At 36.9% G+C, this 21,674-nt stretch carries 22 protein-coding genes; 1 reads left to right on the forward strand and 21 read right to left on the reverse strand.

All coding sequences use genetic code 11. The annotated features are described in order from the left end of the window. Positions 1-192: 192 nt before the first annotated feature. On the forward strand, positions 193-1,929 hold the full coding sequence (locus tag EDD71_RS04030; RefSeq protein WP_133627463.1) for an Rqc2 family fibronectin-binding protein: 1,737 nt from the start codon (positions 193-195) through the stop codon (positions 1,927-1,929). Positions 1,930-1,989: 60 nt separating this feature from the next. Here the strand turns inward: EDD71_RS04030 and uraA are convergent, their stop codons facing one another. From uraA to pgeF, 21 genes are all read right to left on the reverse strand, one after another. Continuing rightward, positions 1,990-3,306 (reverse strand): uracil permease, encoded by a 1,317-nt coding sequence (gene uraA / locus EDD71_RS04035; RefSeq protein WP_133627464.1) that lies wholly within the window; start codon positions 3,304-3,306, stop codon positions 1,990-1,992. A 95-nt stretch (positions 3,307-3,401) separates the two neighbouring features. After that, positions 3,402-3,956, reverse strand: coding sequence for a bifunctional pyr operon transcriptional regulator/uracil phosphoribosyltransferase PyrR (gene pyrR, locus EDD71_RS04040; protein WP_423244799.1), 555 nt, complete (start codon positions 3,954-3,956; stop codon positions 3,402-3,404). Positions 3,957-4,113: 157 nt separating this feature from the next. Further along, entirely contained in the window at positions 4,114-5,031 is a 918-nt protein-coding gene (locus EDD71_RS04045) for an RluA family pseudouridine synthase (RefSeq protein ID WP_133627466.1), read from the reverse strand. Between the two features lie 16 nt (positions 5,032-5,047). Further along, entirely contained in the window at positions 5,048-5,494 is a 447-nt protein-coding gene (lspA, locus tag EDD71_RS04050; protein ID WP_133627467.1) for a signal peptidase II, read from the reverse strand. 160 nt (positions 5,495-5,654) lie between these two features. Continuing rightward, a complete protein-coding gene (locus tag EDD71_RS04055) occupies positions 5,655-6,302 on the reverse strand; it encodes a TraR/DksA C4-type zinc finger protein (protein WP_133627468.1) in 648 nt (215 codons plus the stop codon). Between the two features lie 10 nt (positions 6,303-6,312). Beyond that, complete coding sequence (locus EDD71_RS04060; protein ID WP_133627469.1) at positions 6,313-6,603, reverse strand: DUF5665 domain-containing protein; 291 nt, start codon at positions 6,601-6,603, stop codon at positions 6,313-6,315. Positions 6,604-6,807: 204 nt separating this feature from the next. Continuing rightward, positions 6,808-7,605, reverse strand: a complete 798-nt coding sequence (aroF, locus tag EDD71_RS04065) for a 3-deoxy-7-phosphoheptulonate synthase (protein ID WP_423244800.1) — start codon at positions 7,603-7,605, stop codon at positions 6,808-6,810. After that, entirely contained in the window at positions 7,606-8,298 is a 693-nt protein-coding gene (locus tag EDD71_RS04070; protein ID WP_133627470.1) for a 5'-methylthioadenosine/adenosylhomocysteine nucleosidase, read from the reverse strand. Continuing rightward, entirely contained in the window at positions 8,295-9,368 is a 1,074-nt protein-coding gene (aroB, locus tag EDD71_RS04075) for a 3-dehydroquinate synthase (RefSeq protein ID WP_133627471.1), read from the reverse strand. Before aroB ends, EDD71_RS04070 begins: the two co-directional genes overlap by 4 nt. Positions 9,369-9,517: 149 nt before the next feature. Next, positions 9,518-9,991, reverse strand: coding sequence for a DivIVA domain-containing protein (locus EDD71_RS04080; RefSeq protein ID WP_133627472.1), 474 nt, complete (start codon positions 9,989-9,991; stop codon positions 9,518-9,520). A gap of 11 nt (positions 9,992-10,002) precedes the next feature. Then, positions 10,003-10,764 (reverse strand): YlmH family RNA-binding protein, encoded by a 762-nt coding sequence (locus tag EDD71_RS04085; protein WP_133627473.1) that lies wholly within the window; start codon positions 10,762-10,764, stop codon positions 10,003-10,005. 71 nt (positions 10,765-10,835) lie between these two features. Beyond that, positions 10,836-11,294, reverse strand: a complete 459-nt coding sequence (locus EDD71_RS04090) for a cell division protein SepF (protein ID WP_133627474.1) — start codon at positions 11,292-11,294, stop codon at positions 10,836-10,838. A 12-nt stretch (positions 11,295-11,306) separates the two neighbouring features. After that, a complete protein-coding gene (locus EDD71_RS04095; protein ID WP_133627475.1) occupies positions 11,307-11,996 on the reverse strand; it encodes a YggS family pyridoxal phosphate-dependent enzyme in 690 nt (229 codons plus the stop codon). 12 nt (positions 11,997-12,008) lie between these two features. Next, positions 12,009-12,863: a biotin/lipoyl attachment domain-containing protein gene (locus EDD71_RS04100; protein ID WP_133627476.1), complete on the reverse strand. Its 855-nt coding sequence runs from the start codon at positions 12,861-12,863 to the stop codon at positions 12,009-12,011. A gap of 120 nt (positions 12,864-12,983) precedes the next feature. Next, positions 12,984-14,465, reverse strand: a complete 1,482-nt coding sequence (gene spoIVA, locus EDD71_RS04105) for a stage IV sporulation protein A (protein ID WP_133627477.1) — start codon at positions 14,463-14,465, stop codon at positions 12,984-12,986. A gap of 83 nt (positions 14,466-14,548) precedes the next feature. Continuing rightward, the gene (locus EDD71_RS04110) at positions 14,549-15,562 is read right to left on the reverse strand and encodes an NAD(P)H-dependent glycerol-3-phosphate dehydrogenase (protein ID WP_279233004.1); all 1,014 of its coding nucleotides are present in this window, start codon (positions 15,560-15,562) and stop codon (positions 14,549-14,551) included. Between the two features lie 11 nt (positions 15,563-15,573). Next, the gene (gene der / locus EDD71_RS04115; RefSeq protein ID WP_133627479.1) at positions 15,574-16,893 is read right to left on the reverse strand and encodes a ribosome biogenesis GTPase Der; all 1,320 of its coding nucleotides are present in this window, start codon (positions 16,891-16,893) and stop codon (positions 15,574-15,576) included. Beyond that, entirely contained in the window at positions 16,893-18,206 is a 1,314-nt protein-coding gene (locus EDD71_RS04120) for a DUF512 domain-containing protein (RefSeq protein WP_133627480.1), read from the reverse strand. Before EDD71_RS04120 ends, der begins: the two co-directional genes overlap by 1 nt. A 107-nt stretch (positions 18,207-18,313) precedes the next feature. Further along, positions 18,314-20,047 carry a two-component system histidine kinase PnpS gene (pnpS, locus tag EDD71_RS04125; RefSeq protein WP_133627481.1) on the reverse strand — a complete coding sequence of 578 codons (1,734 nt, stop codon included), beginning with the start codon at positions 20,045-20,047 and terminating at the stop codon, positions 18,314-18,316. Between the two features lie 13 nt (positions 20,048-20,060). Continuing rightward, positions 20,061-20,750 (reverse strand): response regulator transcription factor, encoded by a 690-nt coding sequence (locus EDD71_RS04130; protein WP_133627482.1) that lies wholly within the window; start codon positions 20,748-20,750, stop codon positions 20,061-20,063. Positions 20,751-20,760: 10 nt separating this feature from the next. Next, positions 20,761-21,516, reverse strand: a complete 756-nt coding sequence (pgeF, locus tag EDD71_RS04135; protein ID WP_166636331.1) for a peptidoglycan editing factor PgeF — start codon at positions 21,514-21,516, stop codon at positions 20,761-20,763. Positions 21,517-21,674: the final 158 nt, after the last annotated feature.

Consider the following 21,674-nt stretch of genomic DNA (forward strand, 5'->3'; position numbering starts at 1 on the left):
AGTAATTAAGATGGGCTTAAGGTTAAGTATGGGCTATCTTACCCTATTCAACATGATTTTTCACTAAGTGTTGCATTTAATATTGCAATTTAAGCATATAATTTATTTTACACAAATAGTGTTAAAATGCTATACTTTATTTTATGATATGATTTTAGTTCAACAAATGTAAAGAATAATGGAGGTTATAATATGCCCTTTGATGGAATTTTTACAAGCAGTGTTGTAAAGGAACTATCATCCCTTGTGGATGGAAAGATTGATAAAATACATCAACCTTCCAAAGATGATATTATTATTTTTATAAAAAAAGAACACAAAAACACTAAAATTCTTTTTTCTGCTAACCCTTCCTACCCTCGTGTTCATATAACAAGGATAAGCACTCAAAACCCTCCTGTACCTCCTACTTTCTGCATGATATTAAGAAAGCATTTAACAGGCGGCAGAATAACTTATATAAGACAGGTGGATTTTGATAGAATCGTTGAATTTATAATTGAGGGAAAGGATGAACTGGGCTACCCGGTAGTTTATCGTTTAATTATCGAAATAATGGGTAAACACAGCAACATAATACTGCTAAATAATGAAAACATAATCATAGACTCAATAAAACATGTAGGAAGCAGTATAAGCAGATACAGGGAGGTACTTCCTGGAGTCAAATATATTCAACCTCCAACACAGGATAAAATTAACCCATTAACTATAACAAAAAACGATTTAGAAGAAATTTTTAACCGTAGTGGAGAAATTCCTTCCTTTAAAGTTTTTATAAACAGCTTCTTTGGTATAGGAAAAGTCTTTTCATACCAAATATGCGGTGAGCTCAGCGTCAAAAAAATATGTGAGTTATCTGAGCAGGAAAGAGAAATGCTTATTTCTAATTTCTTCTATTATACTTCAAAAATTAAAAGCGGTGACTTTGATAACTTTATTTTCTATAGAAATTCTGATATGGTAGATTATTATGCCATGTCTCTTAAGGAATATAAGGACCTTGAAAAAATTCATTTTGAATCGCCTGGCGAGCTGCTTGACACCTTCTACGGAAGCCGCGACCTTAGGGACAGGCTTAAGCAGAAATACAATGACGTTTTTAAAATTGTTACAGGCTTAATAGAAAAAAACATAAAAAAGATTCAGATTCATCGCTCAAAACTTGAGGAATGCAAAGATTTTGAAAAATGGAAGTTGTATGGAGATCTTATAATGGCAAATCAATATACAATAGTGCAGGGATCAGACGGAGTAATGCTCCAGAATTTCTATGATGAGTCCCTCTCAGAGGTTTTTGTTCCTCTTGATAAGGAGATTTCTCCTGTTGAAAATGCAAAAAAATATTATAAAAGATACTCCAAGGAAAAATCCACGGTACAAATAGTTTCAAAACAACTTGAAGAGAGCCTTGAAGAAAAGGATTACCTTGAGACAATACTCTTTAATCTTGAAAATGCTTCTGACATTGAAACTATAGAAGAAATAATAAATGAGCTTTCAGAGATGGGCTACATCAAAAAGAGAAGGAATGGAAAAAATCAGGGCAAAGCAGCACCACACCACTTCATCTCCAGCGATGGATTTGATATTTACGTTGGCAAAAACAACAAGCAAAACGACTATCTTACCACTAAATTTGCAATATCCAGCGATATATGGATGCACACTAAGAACATACCTGGATCCCATGTTATAATAAAATCCAGAGCTGGTAAAGTTTCTGATACAGCACTCCTTGAAGGTGCCATACTGGCTGCCTACTTCAGCAAGGCAAAAAATTCTACAAACGTCCCGGTGGACTTTACAGAGCGCAAAAATGTAAAGAAGCCCTCAGGTGCAAAACCTGGAATGGTTATATATTATACAAATAGAACTATTTATGTTACTCCTGACGAGGAAAAAGTAAATAGAATAAAAAAAGTTTAAAAGGAGCTGTTGATTATTTCAACAGCTCCTTATCATAGTTTATCGACGTATATAGCAATTTTATAAGCTCAATTCCGTTTCTTCGTCTTTGCCTATTGCTATTTCTTCAACATCTTCCACCGCTGCATCTTCATCCCTAATACCTTCAGGCAGTATTAAATTTAATAGTATTCCTACAAAGGTTGCCAGAGCCATACCTTCTACTGCAAAGTTTTCGGAGAAGTTTATTTTAGCCCCTCCAATTCCAAGTACAAGTATAACAGAGGATATTATAAGGTTGCGTTTCTGGCTGAAATCTATTCCACTGTCCACAAGCATTCTCAATCCCGATGAGGCTATAACTCCAAACAGCATTATGCTTATTCCTCCCATTACCGGGAAAGGTATGGTGCTGAGCACCGCTCCAACTTTTCCTATGAAGGACAGAAGTATTGCAATCACAGCTGCTCCTCCGATTACCCATACGCTATATACCTTTGTAATGGCCATGACACCTATGTTTTCTCCATATGTTGTGTTAGGAGGTGCCCCTATTAATCCCGCAATGCTCGTTGCAAGGCCGTCACCAAGTATTGATCTATGAAGCCCTGGTTTCTTTGTAAAATCCCTGCCGCAGACATTGTTTGTTACAAACACATGTCCAATATGCTCTGTTATAGTCACTATCGAAACCGGCGCAATTGCGAGTATGGCAGGGAGTGAAAACTTCACTCCTGGAAATTTAGGTATTTCTAACCAGCTGGCCTGCTGTATAACCTTTACATCAACTATGCCAAGTGCAAGGGACAGTATATATCCAGATACAAGGGCAATTAAAATTGGTATAACTGCGAGGAATCCTTTAAAGTACATGGAACCAAAAACTGCTACAGCCAGTGTAAACATTGATACCCATACTTCTCTGTTTTGAAGAATGCCCGCTGCTCCCTCTTTAGGAAGAAGTCCAGCCCAGTTTACAGCTGTACCTGCCAGTCCGAGCCCAATTACTATTACAACTGAGCCAACCACAACGGGAGGAAGAAGCTTATCAATCCACGACGTTCCGAATCGCTTAATTATATAGGCAAACAACACATATACAAGCCCGGCTACTACTACGCCGCCCATTGCAGAATCAAGCCCCTGGCTTTTGGATACAAACAGCATTGGAGCTATAAAAGCAAAGGATGATCCGACATATGCCGGGAGCTTTCCCTTTGTGCAGATTATATATATGAGAGTACCTATGCCGCTTCCAAGAAGTGCAAGTGATGGGTTCATACCCAGAAGGTTTGGAACAAGAATTGTTGCACCTACCATTGCAAAGAGGTGTTGAAGGCTTAGCGGTATAGTTTTTAGTATAGGAAGTCTTTCTTCAACGTCAACAAAATTTTTCATACAAAATCCCCCTTTTATATTGATTATTTGGTTCTTTGGGGGAGCAAATGCTCCCTTATTAGTCTCTCAGGACTAATTTAAAGGTTATCTCTGTATTATTTTTCAGTTATAATAACCCTGTCTTCTCCATCTGTTTCCATTAACTTTACATGTACTATTTCAAATTTTGATGTAGGCACGTTTTTCCCAACATAATCAGCCCTTATTGGAAGTTCTCTATGACCTCTGTCCACAAGAACAGCAAGCTGTATAGCCCGTGGCCTTCCAATATGAATAATAGCATCCAATGCAGCCCTTACAGTTCTTCCGGTATATAGCACATCATCAACAAGTACTATTATTTTATTTCTTACATCAAAATCAACCCTAGTTTCATTTAGGCTTGCCTGTTCAGACTGTTCCGTAAGATCATCTCTGTAAAGAGTTATGTCAAGCATTCCCACAGGAACCTTTACTCCTTCAAACTGTTCGATATACCCTGCAATACGGGCTGCAAGTGGTACCCCGCGGGTTTTTATCCCGACAAGGGCAATGTCAGCTGCTCCTTTGTTTTTTTCAATTACCTCGTGAGATATTCTCTTAAGTGCCCTATCGATCCCCTTATTGTCAAGAAGTTGAGCCTTAACGTTCAAAATATCACCTCCCTGCATAAATAAAAAAGCTTCTCACATCCATGAAAGGTGTAAGAAGCATAATATACCCAAAAGATATTTGCAGCAATCTTATAAGTTTAGCTCCTTACAGCCTCTCTGGACTGATTTAAAGGTTATATTTAATATAACATATTAATCATATATTTTCAATATACTATCTATCAATTTTCCTTAGAAGTTCCTTAAAATACTCCGGAAGAGGTGCAGTAAATTCCATGTATTCCTTCGTTGCCGGATGTATAAAACCAAGAACCGCTGCATGAAGTGCCTGACCTTTCAACTTATATTTTTGTTTTTTATATCCGTAAACGGGATCCCCTACAAGTGGGTGTCCTATATATGCCATATGCACTCTTATTTGATGAGTGCGTCCTGTTTCTAACCTTGCCTCAATAAGAGTATTCTCTTTATATCTTTTTAAAACCTTATAGTGGGTTATTGCATGCCTTCCATTCTTTGTTACAACAGCCATCTTCTTTCTCTCAACAGGATGCCTCCCTATGGCGGCGCTTATTGTTCCACTATCATTTTTAATAATTCCTTCTGTAAGTGCCATGTAAACTCTCTTAACGGAATGCTCCTTTATCTGCTCGGAAAGGCTTCTGTGTGCCTCGTCGTTTTTTGCAACAACCAGAACTCCCGAGGTATCCTTATCTATTCTGTGTACGATACCTGGCCTTACTACGCCATTTATACTTGACAAGCTGGTACACCTTGCGAGAAGAGCATTAACCAAGGTTCCTGAATTGTTCCCTGCAGCAGGATGCACTACCATACCCTGGGGTTTATTCACTACTGCAATATAATCATCCTCGTACATTATCTCTATGTCTATGTCCTCAGGAACTACTTCAAGTTTTACGGGTTCCGGGATATCAACGCTTATTTCATCTCCGGGCTTAATTTTGTAATTGCTCTTGACTTTTTTATTCTTTAGCTTGATTTTTTCATCATTTATTAACTTCTGAACCTGGGATCTTGAAAGGTCATTTAGTTTCTCACTTATATAAACGTCTATTCTCTTTCCGGAATCCTCTTCTTCAACTACGAACTTAAAGTTCTTTTCACTCATTAAATATCACTCCTGACTATTCTTCCCGGGCAAAGAGTATGTTTATTGCCAGCAATATGGTACCACAAACAACACATATATCTGCAACATTGAAAACCGGCCAATCAAACATATCCTTAATATAGAAATGAATAAAGTCTGTAACATATCCAAGGGTTACTCTGTCTATTAGGTTTCCTATTGCTCCAGCAGATATTAATATAAGGCTTATCCTCATCCATTTGTTTAGATCTTTGCTCTTTAAAAGATAATAAAGCATTAATACTATTACAATAGCTGTTATTACAATTAGAAGAAACTTCATATTTTGAAAAAGTCCAAAGGCTGCTCCCCTGTTTTCTACATAGGTAAGTTCAAGATAGTCTTTAAAAACACTTATATTTTTGCCAGCAAGAGTGTTTTTAGCTATATATTTTGTTATCTGATCCAGCATCGCTATAATTAAAATAAATAATATATTCATGTTCTCCCCCCACTATTTTTAAATTAATTACTTATTAAATGATAAAACAAGACTTGCAATGATGCAAGTCCTTAATACAGCAGGCATACCTTGAGTTGAATACTTAATATGGCTTATTCATTTCAAACCATAGAAATAAACATACCCATATCTTATAAACTTAAGGCAGCTGATTTTTGTACTGCTGGTTACTTATTTTATCTGTAAACTCCACAATTCCTTCCTCCCCTTCGGGATCGCTGTCCGGAAATTCTTCATCATCCTGATCATCGAAATTCCTTATAATCCCACGTCTTTTCTCATACTTTGCAACATCCTGCCATGAATCCTCCATGTTGTATTCAACTTCATATTCATCCTCTTCAGTATAATCCCTAAAGGCTCTTCCAAAGGGAGGCAGTGTCTCTTCTTCGACAGGCCTGTCATATCTATATGTGTTGTAATCCGCTTTCTTTTCTTCACATTCAATACATGTAGTCGCATATGGCAGGAAGTTTAGCCTTTCCTCCGATATTTCCCTTCCGCACAGCTCACATATACCATATTTACCGCTTTCAATTCTATTAAGGGCGTTGTTTATCTGTTCAAGAATCGATTCTTCGTTATTTAATAGGGCAAATCTTCTTACCTTATCATACATTTCTGTTCCTATGTCTCCCGAATGATTGTCGATCATGGAAAGTTCCTCAAGCTCATCCCTCTGGGAAAATCCCTGACCATGCTCCATTATACCTTCAATAGCCCTCTGTATTCTATTCCTTTCGTTTATGAGCCTTGCTTTATATATTTGTAGCTTATCTTTATCCATAATACCACCCCTATCTTATCTTTGTATTCAACTGTACCAGTTTTACTATCTCGGTTATAATTCCTCCAATTATAGGCAGGTTCAAAACAACGAGCCTCTGAAGCAGGTAAAGCACCAGGGCTCCCAGTATGGTAAAACCAACAGCAATTCCAAAACCTCTTGCAATCCCTGATATGAAGTTTAAAGCTATCATCCTGACAGGGTTCTGCATAAGGTCTATGTAGTCGCCAAACTTTGCTCTTTCCAGCTGCGCTGCAACTGTCTGAAGAACCTTCCTGTATTCTTCACAATCACTTGCCATAATAAAACCTCCCAGTATATTTTGTGAAGTTATTCAAAAAAATATTTAAAATCAGCATTTTACCGAAATAATATTTATTTTAATAGGTTCTAAATAAATAAGTGGCTGAGAAGCCTAAGTGCAATTCCTTTTGCTTTAGCTTTTATGCATTAAAGGAATTCACTTGATCTTTCAGCCACCTCGAGTTTTAGAACTTCTTTAATATCACTCCATATTCAGATATCTATGTAACCTTAAAACTTCCCTGTAAATTGATTTAAAGCCTTCAAAATCAACTGACTGGTTTCCATCGGAGAGAGCCTTCTCAGGTTCAGGATGAATTTCTATCATAAGACCATCTGCTCCTGCCGCTATAGCTGCAAGGCTCATGGGCTTTATAAGCTCCCTTCTACCTGTCCCATGGCTTGGATCAACTATTACCTTTAATTTCGTTTTCTGCTTTATTACAGGCACGCAGTTTAGATCCAAAGTGTTTCTGGTGTATGTTTCAAATGTTCTTATCCCTCTCTCACATAAAATGATGTCATCGTTTCCCTCCAGGGATATGTACTCGGCTGCACTTAGCCATTCCTCTATAGTAGCGGATAGTCCCCTCTTTAACAGCACTTTTTTGTTTAACCTTCCAACTTCCTTAAGAAGGGGATAGTTGTACATGTTTCTGGAACCTATTTGAACTATATCTGCAACTTCGCATATGCCTTCTATATCCCTTACATCCATTATCTCAGAAACTATTTTAACATCATATTTAAGCTTTACTTCCCTAAGTATTTCAAGCCCCTTATCACCAAGCCCCTGAAAACTATAGGGAGATGTCCTCGGCTTAAAGGCACCTCCCCTTATATAACTAATTCCCAGGCTCTTTAGAAATGCCACGGTACTGTCCATTACATCATAATTTTCTACACTACATGGACCTGCAATTATCATTAAATCATTGTCAATCACAGTACCAGCCTCATCCCTATTTTTTAAAACTCTCTTTAGTTTCAACTCTATCACCTACATATTTCTAATCATATTCTTTAGTATTCCTATGGAGTTGTGTATTGCCATGTTTTTAAATGTTTCATAGTCTATATGTGCACTTCCATCAGCCCTGTCGGATATGGATCTAATTACTACAAATGGGATTCCGTTAGCATAACATGTATGTCCAATTGCTGCTCCTTCCATTTCTACAGCATATGCACCAAAAATCTCTCTCAGCTTTTTAATTTTTATATGATCTGCAATAAACTGATCCCCTGAAACTATTCTTCCCCTGTATACTTTAAACCCATCCATTTGTGTAGCTGATGAAAAGGCTAGATCCACAAGCCTGCTGTCAGCCTTGAAAGAATAAACGTCCATTCTTGGCACCTGACCAATCCTATCGCCAAAGGCCGTAGTATCCATGTCATGGTGTACAAGATCCGTTGATATTACAACATCTCCAGGATTAATTTCCTCATAAACCCCTCCGGCTATGCCTGTGTTTACAACTACATCAACATTGAAGTCATCAATTAGTATTTGTGTGCAAATAGCAGCATTAACCTTTCCTATGCCACTTCTTACAACAACAACTTCTTTATCAAGAAATTTTCCCATATAAAACTCCATGCCGGCCTTTTTCTCTATTCTTTCTAATTGCATGTGTTCCTTGATTTGAAAAATCTCTTCATCCATTGCTCCAATGATACCTATTATCATAATTGCCTCCTTATTGCTTCTAAAATACTTTCTTTTATGATATTCTGCTTTATTTCCTTTAGTATTATAGCACTTCCTATTGTTTCCGGTAAAGAAAACTTGATACCATCTGATATTTTTTTCTTATCTTTACTCATAAACTGCAAAAGCTCGTCTATATTTATTCCCTCAACGGCAGTTGGAAGTCCAAAGTATTTTATGATGTTCGCAAGCCTTTTATATTCTATCTCACTTATATACCCCATCCTAAAGGCCATATAAGCTTCCAGATTCATACCCACGGCCACTGCCTCTCCATGGGAGAGCCTAAATTTATTTATACTTTCAATTCCATGGCCTATGGTATGTCCAAAATTAAGAACCTGCCTTAGCCCATGGTCATATTCATCCTTTTCAATCAGTTCTCCCTTTATTTTTACACACTGGTTTACAATGTGAAAAAGCTTATCCATCTCACGTTCCTTTATTCCTAATTTATTTTCTTCAACATAATGAAATAAATTCTTATCACATGCAAATCCATATTTTATAACCTCAGCAAGGCCGCTTATATATTCTCTATCAGACAGCGTCTTTAAAAAATGAACATCTATATAAACAAGGAGAGGTTGGTAAAAGGTTCCTATTATGTTTTTAATGTTCATAAAATTAAAACCCGTTTTTCCTCCTATACTGCTGTCACACTGGGCTAATAGCGTTGTTGGTATATGTATGACGTTTAAACCTCTCATAAATGTAGAGGCTGCAAATCCTGATACGTCACCTACTACTCCACCTCCAATCGCTGCTATGGCAGTTTTCCTGTCAGCATTACATTTTATAAGTTCCCTGTATATATCAAGAATCAAATCAACGCTTTTGCTTTCTTCCCCCGGTTTAATCACCTTAATTCCAATTGTTCTATTTCCAAGTTTATCTATAAAGCTTTTATGTAAATCAAATACGTTTTCATCTGTGATTATAAAGATTCTTTTTACCTTATGCCTCTCAAGAATAGGTCCTATATTATCTCCTCCCGAGTTTATATAAACGTTATACTCACGGGATGCTCTAATCTTTACCTCACGCATATTCCTTTCTCCTTTAAAATACTAGATATTATAATCATATTATATCAAATGATGCTATTTTTATATAAATGAAATCATAAAACAGACTCTGGATTAACCTTGAGTCTGTTTTATGATTTCATTAGTAGTATATTAAAAAGTAATTATTCCTATTCTTCCACATTTCTTGAGGAAAGTTCAATTCCGGCTCTGTCAATAGCTTCTATTTGAGCTTCGAGGAGGGCCTTAAATCTTGATCTAAACATATTATACTCCTGTTTTAAAATTTCATTCTTTTTATTGATCTCAGCAGCACTGTTTTCTGCTTCCCTTATTATTTCTGCTGCCTTGTCCTTTGCATTCTTAATAATCATCTCCCCTTCTCTTCTGGAACTTTCCTTTGCCTGATCGGCAGCCGTCTGAGCCAGCAAGAGTGTGTTCTGAAGTGTGGATTCCATGTTTGCGTAGTGTTCTATCTTCTCATTTAGAGAAGTTATTTTCTCCTTAAGTGTTATATTTTCTTTATATAGCTTTTCATAATCATCTAATATTTGTTCAAGGAACTCATCTACCTCATCCATATCATAACCTCTAAAAACCCTTTTAAATTCCTTGTTGCTTATTTCATTAGGTGTAATTGTCATTCGTATCCCTCCTATATGTATTTATTTATTTGTAGAGTGATCCTATCCCTTTTTGTTTTTCCAAGAAGGCTTTCAAATTTATATCTTCCATAGCCTCTTATGGATATCATATCCCCCTCTTTTATGTTTTTAGATGGTTCACATACTAAAGCATAGTTTACCTTAACTCCGCCACCCTTAATGGTGCCTGAGGCTTCAGCCCTTGACATTCCAGTCACTCCGGCAACGATGCTATCAAGCCTTAGAGATGCTGCATTTACCACCATCTCCTTTAACTTCAAAGCCCTTTCCCTTAAATCATCAAAGGGTATTTTTTGCAGCTTTACCCCGGTGTGCTTAATTTTATCGATATTAAAACAAATATAATCGCTTATATCCCTGTGCACAGCTATTTCTGCCCCATCCTCATATGTGTTTATGTCTCCTATTTTTTCCCTCTTTATACCAAGGGAAAGAATGCTGCCAAGGTAATCCCTGTGGCTGAGTTTCTCAAATTTAAAGTTTCCGGTAATTTTTATAAAATCCACAGGAAAATCTCCAAAATACTCATAGGGGCTTATAACCCCAACTGCCCTTTCAAAGTTCCCTTTTCCTCCAAAAAATCTACAATATAGCCCTTCTGAGGAGCATATGTTTTTTACCAGCAGCTGTTCATCCGGGTTTAAAAAATCAGTAAATTCCTCACCCCAGGAACTTTTAACCCTGTTTACTTTGTCTAATAGTCGAATAGCCTTTTCCCTATCTCCCTCAAAGTGCTCTATATAATAGTTCATAAAATCACCTTATCCTTCGACTGCTTTTGTGTGGCAAAACAAGTTCCAGTAGAAAGCCCTTAAAGGCTCTATTATTTATCCGAAAAGGAAAAGAAACCGCTTTTATTTAGCTCCTGTTTGAGTTCATTTGATATTTCTACGTTGTCGGGTGCAACAAGGTATATTGACTTGGCTATCTCCTGGAATGAACCGTTCAAGGCATAGCATGCCCCAACTATACAATCTATCATTCTCTGGGCAAGCCTTTGATCCACTTCGCTTATATTCATAACAACTATTTTTCTTGATTTCACTGCATCGACTATTTCCATAATATCCTGAAATTCACCAGGTCTTTTTAGAAGTACCCTTGGTACAGTAGTGGTTTTAATGCTCACAAGCTTGTTTCTCCTGCTGCTTATAATTTCAGGCTCCTGGTACTCTTCTTCTTTCTCCTGTTCATCCTCATTTTCAATAATTTCATCCTCTTCATCAACTATTCCTATAGCCCCCATAACCTTATTAAAGGGCTTTAAAAACTTACTTGACATAGCTAAACCCTCCTATAAATAATTTCTCTGGCCAAATATTCCAGTGCCCACTCTGATAATATTGGCTCCTTCTTCTATGGCAATCTCAAAATCATTGGTCATTCCCATAGACAGGTACTTTATATCGAAGTTCTTATATTTGTATTGTTTAAGATCATCAAATATCTTCTTTACCCTTCTGAAATAACCCCTTATCTCTGATTTATTATCGGATGGAGGAGGAATTGTCATTATACCTGAAACCAGTATATTTTGATATTTTTCAAGTCCGGATATAAAGTTTTCTACATCCTCTTCGTATATACCCGACTTTGTTTCCTCTCTGCCGATGTTGATCTGGATTAAAACGGGCATAATTCTATTTATCTGCTTTGCCCTTTTATCTATCTCCTCTACAAGGCCTATTCTATCTAAAGAATGTATCATTTCAACCTTATCTATAATATACTTAACTTTGTTTGTTTGAAGGTGGCCAATAAAATGCCATTTTACATCCTGGATCTTATCATATTTATCTAGAAGTTCCTGGACTTTGTTTTCCCCGAAAACCCTTAGGCCACACTCCTTTGCTTCATACATTTTCTCAAGGGACTGCATTTTGCTTACTGCTACAAGCTCTATATCTTCTGGCTGCCTTCCTGCCCTCATGGCCGCCAGCTCGATCCTCTCTCTTACCCTTGATATATTGTTTGAAACGGACATAAAAACCACCTCTTAATTCACCTTTGTTCCATTTCTTATTCTTGAAGGATTTGTTATTATTTTATCATATTCCTTAAGTTCTTTTTTGGATGAATCCGCTGAAACTACCACTGCCTTATCATTAATAGTTGAAAGCACCTTAACAGGCCTGAAATATGCATAACCGTTTACCTCTATGAAGACTCCCTTTTCTCCATTGTACTCCGACAATGCACTTAATGGAACAATTATACCATTATTCTTAGATTTTATTATATACCCAGAAAAGCCCCTGTGCAAATTTACAACGTCTAAATCGTTTTTAATCTTCATTACGAGGAAGTCTCCTGATGAATTATTAAACTTATCAACTATATCAGCAGTATAATAAATATTATTTATGAGTATTTCCTTTGTCATGCCTTTTCTAAAGCTGTCAATGTTTTCAGGGCTTATGTAAGCACATATATACCATTCGCTATTATTTATAATTTTGATGCCGGATATTTGTGGTTTTTCTTTGATTAATTTTTCAATATCCCTTACATCAACATTTTTAATGCTTTTTAAATCATACTTATTCTCAAATCCATCCAGTTTAAATGTTAATATTCCTGCTTCCGTTGAGTATATGCCTTCCGCTATTTCAACACCCTTGCTTATTTTCTCCCCATTTTTAAATTTAAACTTTATCCCCTTTGTATCCCCCTCACGAAGAACATATTCCTGTACGAAATACATTCCCTTAAATTCTACTTTATCCTCAAAAGTACCATACATTGCATCTACAGTTTTAACACCTGAATTAATGCTTATAATGAGTATCAATACCATAAAAACGATTAAAAAGGATATAGTTGTCTTTCTACTGTTCTTTAGCTTATTCATATTCTCCCTCCGGCTTTATATTGATAATATTCTTCAAAAAACAATAATTTCCTCCAAAAATCCATAAAATATTTCAAAATAACAACATAAAAAATACTCCAGGATTTCCCGGAGTATTTCTTATAATATTATACAGATTAGGCCTCCATTTCCTTCGTTTATTATCTTTTGAAGTGTTCTCTGAAGCTTTTCCTGTATATCATCAGGCATCTTTGCAAGCTTGGTCTGAAGTCCTTCTTTAACAATATCCTCCAAGGTCTTACCAAACATGTTAAGCTGCCATACCTTCTGTGGATCCCTTTCAAACTCTTCAACAAGTGACTTTACAAGCTCTTCCCCCTGGCTTTCAGTACCAACTATAGGTGAAACCTCTGTTTCTACATTGGCTCTAATTATATGAAGTGAAGGTGCGCTTGCCCTCAGCTTTACTCCAAACCTATTGCCCTGCCTTACTATTTCCGGCTCCTCCATCTTAAGCTCATCCATCTGGGGAGGTACCATTCCATATCCTGTTTCCCTAACCTCCCTAAGTGCCTCTGCTACCTTGTCATATTCCCTCTTTGCAACGGTGAGCTCCTTCATAAGACTAAGAAGACCATGCTCTCCATTAATATCATACCCGCAAATCTCTCCAAGAACATTAAAAAAAAGTCCGTCCTTTACATTCATGTCTATTATTGCCGTACCCTCTCCAAGCTTTATTTCATTTAGGTTTATATTTCCGACAAATTCATACTGCTTGTATCCAGCCACAGCTGGTTTTATATCCCTTATTTTGTTAAGCAATGGAGCAGAATTTTTTATTGCAACTATAAAATTCTTTTTAAGCCAGTGATCATTATCAAGCACTTCAACCCAATCTGGAAGCTTAATTCCAACCTCTCTTATTGGGAATTCATAAAGCACCTTTTCCATTATGTTGTTGATGTCCTCAAGCTTCATATTAAGTGCGTCGATTATATATACAGGCACTGAGTATTTTTCCTCCATAATCTTTCTTAAATTAATTGTGTCAGGAGCATATGGATGAACTGTATTAAGCAGTACGATAAAGGGCTTCTTTAAACTTTGAAGCTCGCCTATTACCCTTTCCTCTGCTTCAATATAGCCCTCCCTTGGTATATCAGTTATTGAGCCGTCCGTGGTTACAACAAGGCCTATTGTCGAATGATCGGTTATTACTTTTCTTGTTCCTATTTCAGCAGCCTTGATAAAAGGTATCTCTTCCTCGAACCATGGTGTTTTTACCATTCTTGGCTGGTCGTTTTCAATATGGCCAGTCGCTCCATTAACCATATATCCAACGCAATCAACCAGTCTTACTCTCATTCTTGCATTGTCATTGAGTTCTATTTCTACAGCCTCTTCATTTGGAATGAATTTAGGTTCCACTGTGGTTATAGTTCTACCTGAACCGCTCTGTGGAAGTGTATCCTTTGCTCTTTCCTTTTTATGGCTGTTGCTTATGTTAGGTATTACAAGCAATTCCATAAAACGCCTTATAAATGTTGACTTACCTGTCCTGACTGGTCCTACCACTCCTACGTATATATCACCCTGCGTTCTCTCGGCTATGTCCTTATATATATCAAATTCCGCCACAGCCCTACCCCCCTTAACATATTTTATCTTGTACATATATATTTTTTCATTCCCCTTTTTAGAACAAAAAAGATGTGGGTACATCACCACATCTTTACTGCTATTTCCTCTATTTCATGGGTTTTTGATCTAAGCATTAAATCGGATACCGCATACCTTGGGTCCTTGCCTTCAAACAATATCCGATAAAGTTCGCTGGTTATAGGCATGTCAACGCCAAGCTTTTTAGCAAGTTCATATGTAGACCTTGTTGTATTTACTCCCTCAACCACCATCCTAATCTCAGCAAGGGCTTCCTCAAGTTTTTTCCCCTGTCCGAGGAGCATTCCTGCCCTTCTGTTTCGAGAATGTATACTGGTACATGTAACTATGAGATCACCTATTCCGGCCAAGCCTGCAAAGGTTAAATATTCAGCACCTAAGGCCTCACCAAGCCTTGCTATTTCCGCTATACCCCTTGTCATGAGTGCAGCCTTTGTATTATCTCCATAACCCAGCCCATCGGATATACCAGCCGCAATGGCAATTATATTCTTTACCGCCCCTCCTATTTCAACGCCAACCACATCTGGATTTGTATAAACTCTAAACTTTGGAGTTATAAATATATCCTGTATGCACTCAGCAGTTTCCCTTTCCTTTGAAGTAACAACCACCGCAGTTGGAATATCCCGGGACACTTCTTCCGCATGGCTGGGACCTGACAATACTGCAATGCGATTATCAGGAAAATACTCTTCTATAACCTGTGACATGCGCTTTGAAGTCCCCACCTCAATTCCTTTAGCAAGGCTTACCAGAATCTGCTCACTACGTATCAATCCCCTAAGCTGTTCGCAGACTTTTCTGACAGCCTGAGAAGGCACTGCAATTACAATGATTTCGGCTTCCTTCACACACTCATCGATGGTATTAACACCATTTAAACCCGCTGGCAGCAACACTCCAGGGAGGTATCGTATATTTTCCCTAGTCTGGTTTATACTTTCTATTACTTCACTATTTCTATCCCATAGATTTACTTCATATCCTTTTTTCGAAAGAAGTACGCCAATTGCAGTCCCCCAACTTCCGGAACCCAGAACTCCTATTCTCATCATACCACTCCCTATCTGTCTTTTTTCTCTCTATAAATAAATCTTATTGGCGTCCCCTCAAGGCCGAAATGCTGCCTGATCTGATTTTCAAGATAGCGCTCATAGGAAAAATGAACAATGTCCGTATAATTTACAAACAATACAAAGGTTGGAGGTTTTGTTGAGGCCTGGGTTGCATAATATATCTTAAGAGCCTTGCCCTTTTCGATTGGAGGCTGCTTCATCAACACAGCTTCACTTATAACTTCATTTAATGCACCGGTCCTGATTCTCATGGCATGTTGGTCTGCAACGTATTTAATTAACTCTATCATCCTCGATACTCTCTGTCCTGTTTTTGCTGATATAAATACTATTGGGGCATAGGATATAAAGGATAGATCCTTTCTTATTCTCTCGCTGTATTCATTCATCGTGTTAGTCTCTTTTTCTATAAGATCCCATTTGTTAACGACAATAACGACACCCTTTCCTGCCTCATGTGCCAGCCCTGCTATCTTTTCATCCTGTTCCGTTACGCCTTCGGTTGCATCAATAACTACGGCACATACATCTGCTCTCTCTATAGATGCAATGGCTCTAAGCACGCTGTATCTTTCAACCTCTTCCTTTACCTTGCTCTTCTTTCTTATACCAGCAGTGTCTATAAATAGAAATTTATCTCCACCAATTTCCACAAAACTATCTATTGAATCCCTTGTTGTTCCTGGAATATCGCTTACTATTGCTCTTTCCTCACCCACAAGCCTGTTAAGAAGAGACGACTTTCCCGCATTCGGTTTTCCAATAATCGCCACTTTTATTTCTCCTTCATCTTCCGCTACACCCTCAAAGTCATTAAAAAAGCTTACAATTTCATCAAGCATATCTCCAATGCCAAGACCCTGGGCTGCCGAAATGGATATTACATCTCCTATGCCCAGGTTGTAAAACTCATATTTGTTATCCTCAAGGGATAAGTTATCAATTTTGTTGACCACAACAAGCACCGGTTTTTGAGTTTTTCTAAGCATATTTGCAACTTCGTAGTCAGCAGGAGTTATTCCCTCCTTACCGTCTACCATAAATACTATAACATCAGCCGTTTCTATAGCTATTTCCGCCTGACGCCTCATCTGTGAAAGTATCACATCTTCACTTTCAGGTTCAATTCCACCTGTATCAACAAGGGTAAACTTTTTATTTAACCACTCCACCTCTGCATATATTCTATCCCTTGTAACTCCTGGGGTGTCTTCAACTATGGAAATCCTTCTGCCCGCAAGTTTGTTAAATAGCGTTGATTTCCCTACATTTGGACGTCCAACAATTGCCACTATCGGTTTGGACATTATACCACCTCACCTATTATTTTTTCAACCAGATCATCTCCGGTATATTTGCATTTTACAATCTTTTTATCAAGATGTTTCTCAAGTTCTTTAAGAGATATATCATCAAGGAATATATCCTCATCTGCCTTTAACATGCTTGCCGGTATAAATACCGTACTCTCCTTAATCTTACCCCTTAGCTGGTCTATGATGTCCCCGGCGGTTATCAGTCCCACAACGGTAATTTTTTCCCCAAAGAAATTATTAATTACTTTATATACGGAAATTTTAATGTTTAACTTTTTTTCTATTTTCCTTGAAATATCAACAATGAAATTAAAGCTTGATGTCCCTGTTATAAATGCAAATTCCTTTCCATTCCCGTCTATATGTTTATCTTCTAAGTCCTCCATTATTCTTTCTTCAAAATATCTCATCATTCCTATTCCATCCTCAAGCTGTTCAAAATCCCCATAATGTTCATATGGGGGCATCTCCCTTTCTGCCATTAGATAAAATTCATCAGCAAGCCTTGCAAAGGGTTCTCCTGTTTCCCTTTCAAATCTATCCTGAAGGGGCTTTATAAGGTCAATTACATCCCCTGCAGTCCTACTATTAAATCCTTCAAGTCTTTGAAGCTTTTCTCTGTATCTTGTAATACCTACAGGAACAATTGCAACGTTGGATATCTGCGGATAAAAACCGTAGAGATCATTTAATGTGTTTACAAGTTCCTTTCCATCGTTAATTCCCGGACATAAAACTATTTGACAGTTCATGTTTATTCCATTTCTCGCAAGCCTTTCCAGCCTCTCCATTATATTGCCCGCTTTTTTATTGTTAAGCATTTTAACCCTTAGCTCCGGGTTAGTTGTATGAACTGAAACATTTATAGGGCTAATTCTATATTTTATTATCCTGTCTATATCCTCATCCGTCATATTGGTGAGAGTAACGAAATTGCCCTGAAGGAAGGACATTCTTGAATCATCGTCCTTAAAATACAGACTTTCCCTCATTCCAGAAGGAAGCTGATCAATAAAACAAAAGAGGCATTTATTATGGCATCTTTTTGGTCCATCCATTATAGGATCGTGAAACTCTATTCCAAGATCCTCATCATAAGCCTTCTCTATTTCAATTTCCCACTCTTCTCCATCTGGCTTTCTGATTAGAAGCACAAGCTCCTCATCATTGGTTAAAAACCTATATTCTATTATATCCTGAACATCCATGTCATTTATTTTAAGCAGTACGTCGCCTTTTTCTATTCCCGCTTCTTCTGCAATGCTTCCATCAAGTACATTTTTTATAACTATTTCCTTCTTCATTCCATTCACTCCACTTATAATTTCATTTAGTAATAATATCATTTTAAAGAGTAAATATCAAGCCACACAAAAATAGGGGCAGCATGTAAACTGCCCCGATGAATATGCTATTTTTTCAATAAGGGGAGGGTAATTATAAATGTAGTACCCTTGCCCGGTTTGCTCTTTACGTCTATTTTCCCATTGAAAAGCATGACTACATGCTTTACAATAGCAAGACCTAGCCCTGTTCCCCCAAGCCTTCTCGATCTCGCCTTATCAACCCTGTAAAACCTTTCAAATAACCTTGGCAAATGTTCCTCAGGTATACCAATGCCATTGTCGGAAACATAGATCTTTATACTTTCGTCTTCCTCTTTAAATTTTATATCTACCGTTCCACCATTATTAGTATACTTTATAGCATTGTCTACAAGATTTATCATCATCTGTTTAAACTTATCCCTGTCCCCTGAAATAAAAACATCATTATCTGGCTGATTGAACTTAAGTTCAATATTTTTATCCCTGGCTAAAGGAAGCATTATATAATAAACTTCTTCAATGGATTTTTTTATGTTTATTTTCTCAAAATTTATTGAAACATCCCTGTTTTCAAGCTCCGACAGGATAAGTATATCATTAATAAGCCTTGTGAGCCTTTCTGCTTCGATATTAATTATGTTGAGAAATTTCTCCTTTGTTGCTTTATCTTCAACATACATAAGCGTTTCAGCAAAACCCTTGATCGATGTCAGCGGCGTTTTAAGCTCATGGGAAACATTAGCAACAAAATCCGACCTCATCTTCTCCAGCATTTTAATTTTTGTAACATCCTGTATTACAAGCAAAACCCCCAGATTTCCAAAATGGTTGTCATAGTTTATAATCCTTTTGCTTTTAACACGCAATATTCTGTGGGAAGGATAGTTTATATTTATCTCGACATCCTCATCGGGAATAATTTTTATAAGCTTTTCCATGTCGTGATTTCTAACTACCTCAATGAAGTACTTCCCTGTAACATCTCCTTTTATGTCAAAAAGCTTTCTGGCCGATGGGTTGATTATAAGTATCTTTTCATTTTCATCCAATACCACTACACCATCATCCATGCTCGTTAGTATTGATATAAGCTTATTTCTTTTATCCGACAGGTCAAGTATGGTTTCCTGAAGCCTTCCAGCCATAAGGTTAAATGCATGTCCAAGCTGACCTATTTCATCCCTGGAGTTTATTTTTACCCTTTTCTCATATTGTCCAAGGGCTATTATGGTTGCAAGTCTGATAAGTTCCCTGATAGGCCTTATAAAAATATCAAGATATATATAAACAAAAATCGATGATAAAATCCCACCTATTATTACCGTGATAATCACAAAATTCATATATCTAAACTGTAGCTTTTTTATATCGTCAAACGCCACTGACAATCTGAGGATATATTCTTCGCCATCGAAGGGAAATTTCAAAGCATAATAATACATTGTTTTATTTTCTGTTTCGCTTAGTCTAACTGAAGTACCTTCTCCTTTTTCCCATGCCTGATGAATTTCAGGCCTGTTTAAATGATTTTTCATGCTTTGAACTAAACTGTCTGAATCACCAAGCACTCTTCCGTCATATGCAATAATAGTTGTTCTTTTTCCTGTTTTGTTCTTTATTTCCTTCGCCATAGCATCAAAGCTTTCTTTTTTTCCATTTGCTTTTATATAATCTACAGCCAGTTTACTTTCAGATTTTAAATTGCTTTTTATATTTGCAAGTAAAAGGCTTTTAGTTACGTTATAGGCCAAAAATCCAGTACTTGATACTCCAAGAAGAAGGACCAGAACAAAGAATATAAAAAGTTTTTTTCTCATTTAATCACCCTGATTATTCCTTAAATTTATATCCTATGCCTCTCACAGTTTCAATATATCTTGGGTTCTTGTCATCCTCTTCTATTTTCTTCCTTAAATGCCTTATATGAACATCAACTGTTCTTGTTTCACCATAATATTCATATCCCCATACTTTATCGAGAAGGAAATCCCTTGTAAGAACCTTACCCTTATTTAAAACAAGAAGCTTTAGAAGTTCAAATTCTTTAAGGGTAAGTTCAAGGACATTACCTGATTTTGTAACCTCATGCCTATCCATATCAATTACTAAATCTCCAACATGTACTATTTTAGATTGATCCTCCTTTACATTTCTTCTAAGCACTGCCTTAATTCTTGCAAGGAGTTCTCTTACTGAGAAGGGTTTAGTAATATAATCATCGGCTCCCAGTTCAAGGCCAAGTATTTTATCAAATTCCTCTCCCTTTGCAGTTAACATTATAATTGGCGTATTTTCCACGCTTTCATTCTTCTTTATTTCTTTACAAACATCAAACCCATCCATTTCAGGAAGCATAATATCAAGAAGTATTAAATCGGGTTTTTTCTCAAGGGCCATCTCAAGCCCTTCCTTACCACTTAAAGCATAAAAAACCTTATAACCATTTGATTCAAGGTTGTATTTCAAAAGCTCTACTATATGAAATTCATCATCTATGATCAATATCTTTTCTCCTGCCATAATATACCTCCTATGTTATTTCGATAAAGGTTGCCATTCGCCCTGTGATTTTCCCATCCCTCCTATATGAGAAGAAATTATCCTCCATACATATGGTGCATAAGGGTTCGTGAATGATATTCCTAACTCCAAGATTTATAAGTTGTTTTTTATTCTCTTGCCATAAATCTACAAAATAGCTGCAGTTCCTTTTTTCAACAAAGGTGAATTTCTCTGCCACATCCTCTTTAACCTCAAAACAACATGGTCCAATTCCCGGTCCCACAACTGCCGTAATATATTCTGCCCTCGCTCCCAGGTTATCCATCATGTACCTAACTACCTTATCAACAATATGAAGATGGGTACCCTTCCAACCAGCATGGACTACAGCAGCTGCTCTCTTCAGTGAGTCCACAATTATTACTGGAATGCAATCAGCAGTCATAACCCCTATGGGTATGTTTTTAGAAGTAGTTATAAGGGCATCTCCGTCTTTTCCTATTATTTCTTTTCTATTGTCATCATTTACTATATAGAAGCAATCTCCATGAACCTGTCTCAGATATACCATATTCTGACCATCCATATCTGCTGCTTCAAATATCCTGCTATAATTTTTATTTATATTTTCGTATTTATCTTCAGTGTATATCCCTAAATTTAGTGAATCAAAGGGTACTTCGCTTACTCCTCCAATTCTAGTGCTGAAAAAGTGTTTTACAAAACCCAATCTCTCCAGGCTTCTACTTATATAGTACTTTACACCATTATTCTGTTTTATCATGAAATCATTATTCTGCACATAATCACCACCAGGACATTTTATATCATTTCAATTATATCATAATGCTTTTTTACTGGTGTTAACAGTAGTTTATTCTTTTAATCTATTTTTAACAATATAAAAAATAAAACCCCTGCTTGGGCAAAGGGGTATAAAAG

This window comes from Fonticella tunisiensis, from assembly GCF_004364155.1.
GTDB classification, from domain to species: Bacteria; Bacillota; Clostridia; order Clostridiales; family Caloramatoraceae; genus Fonticella; species Fonticella tunisiensis.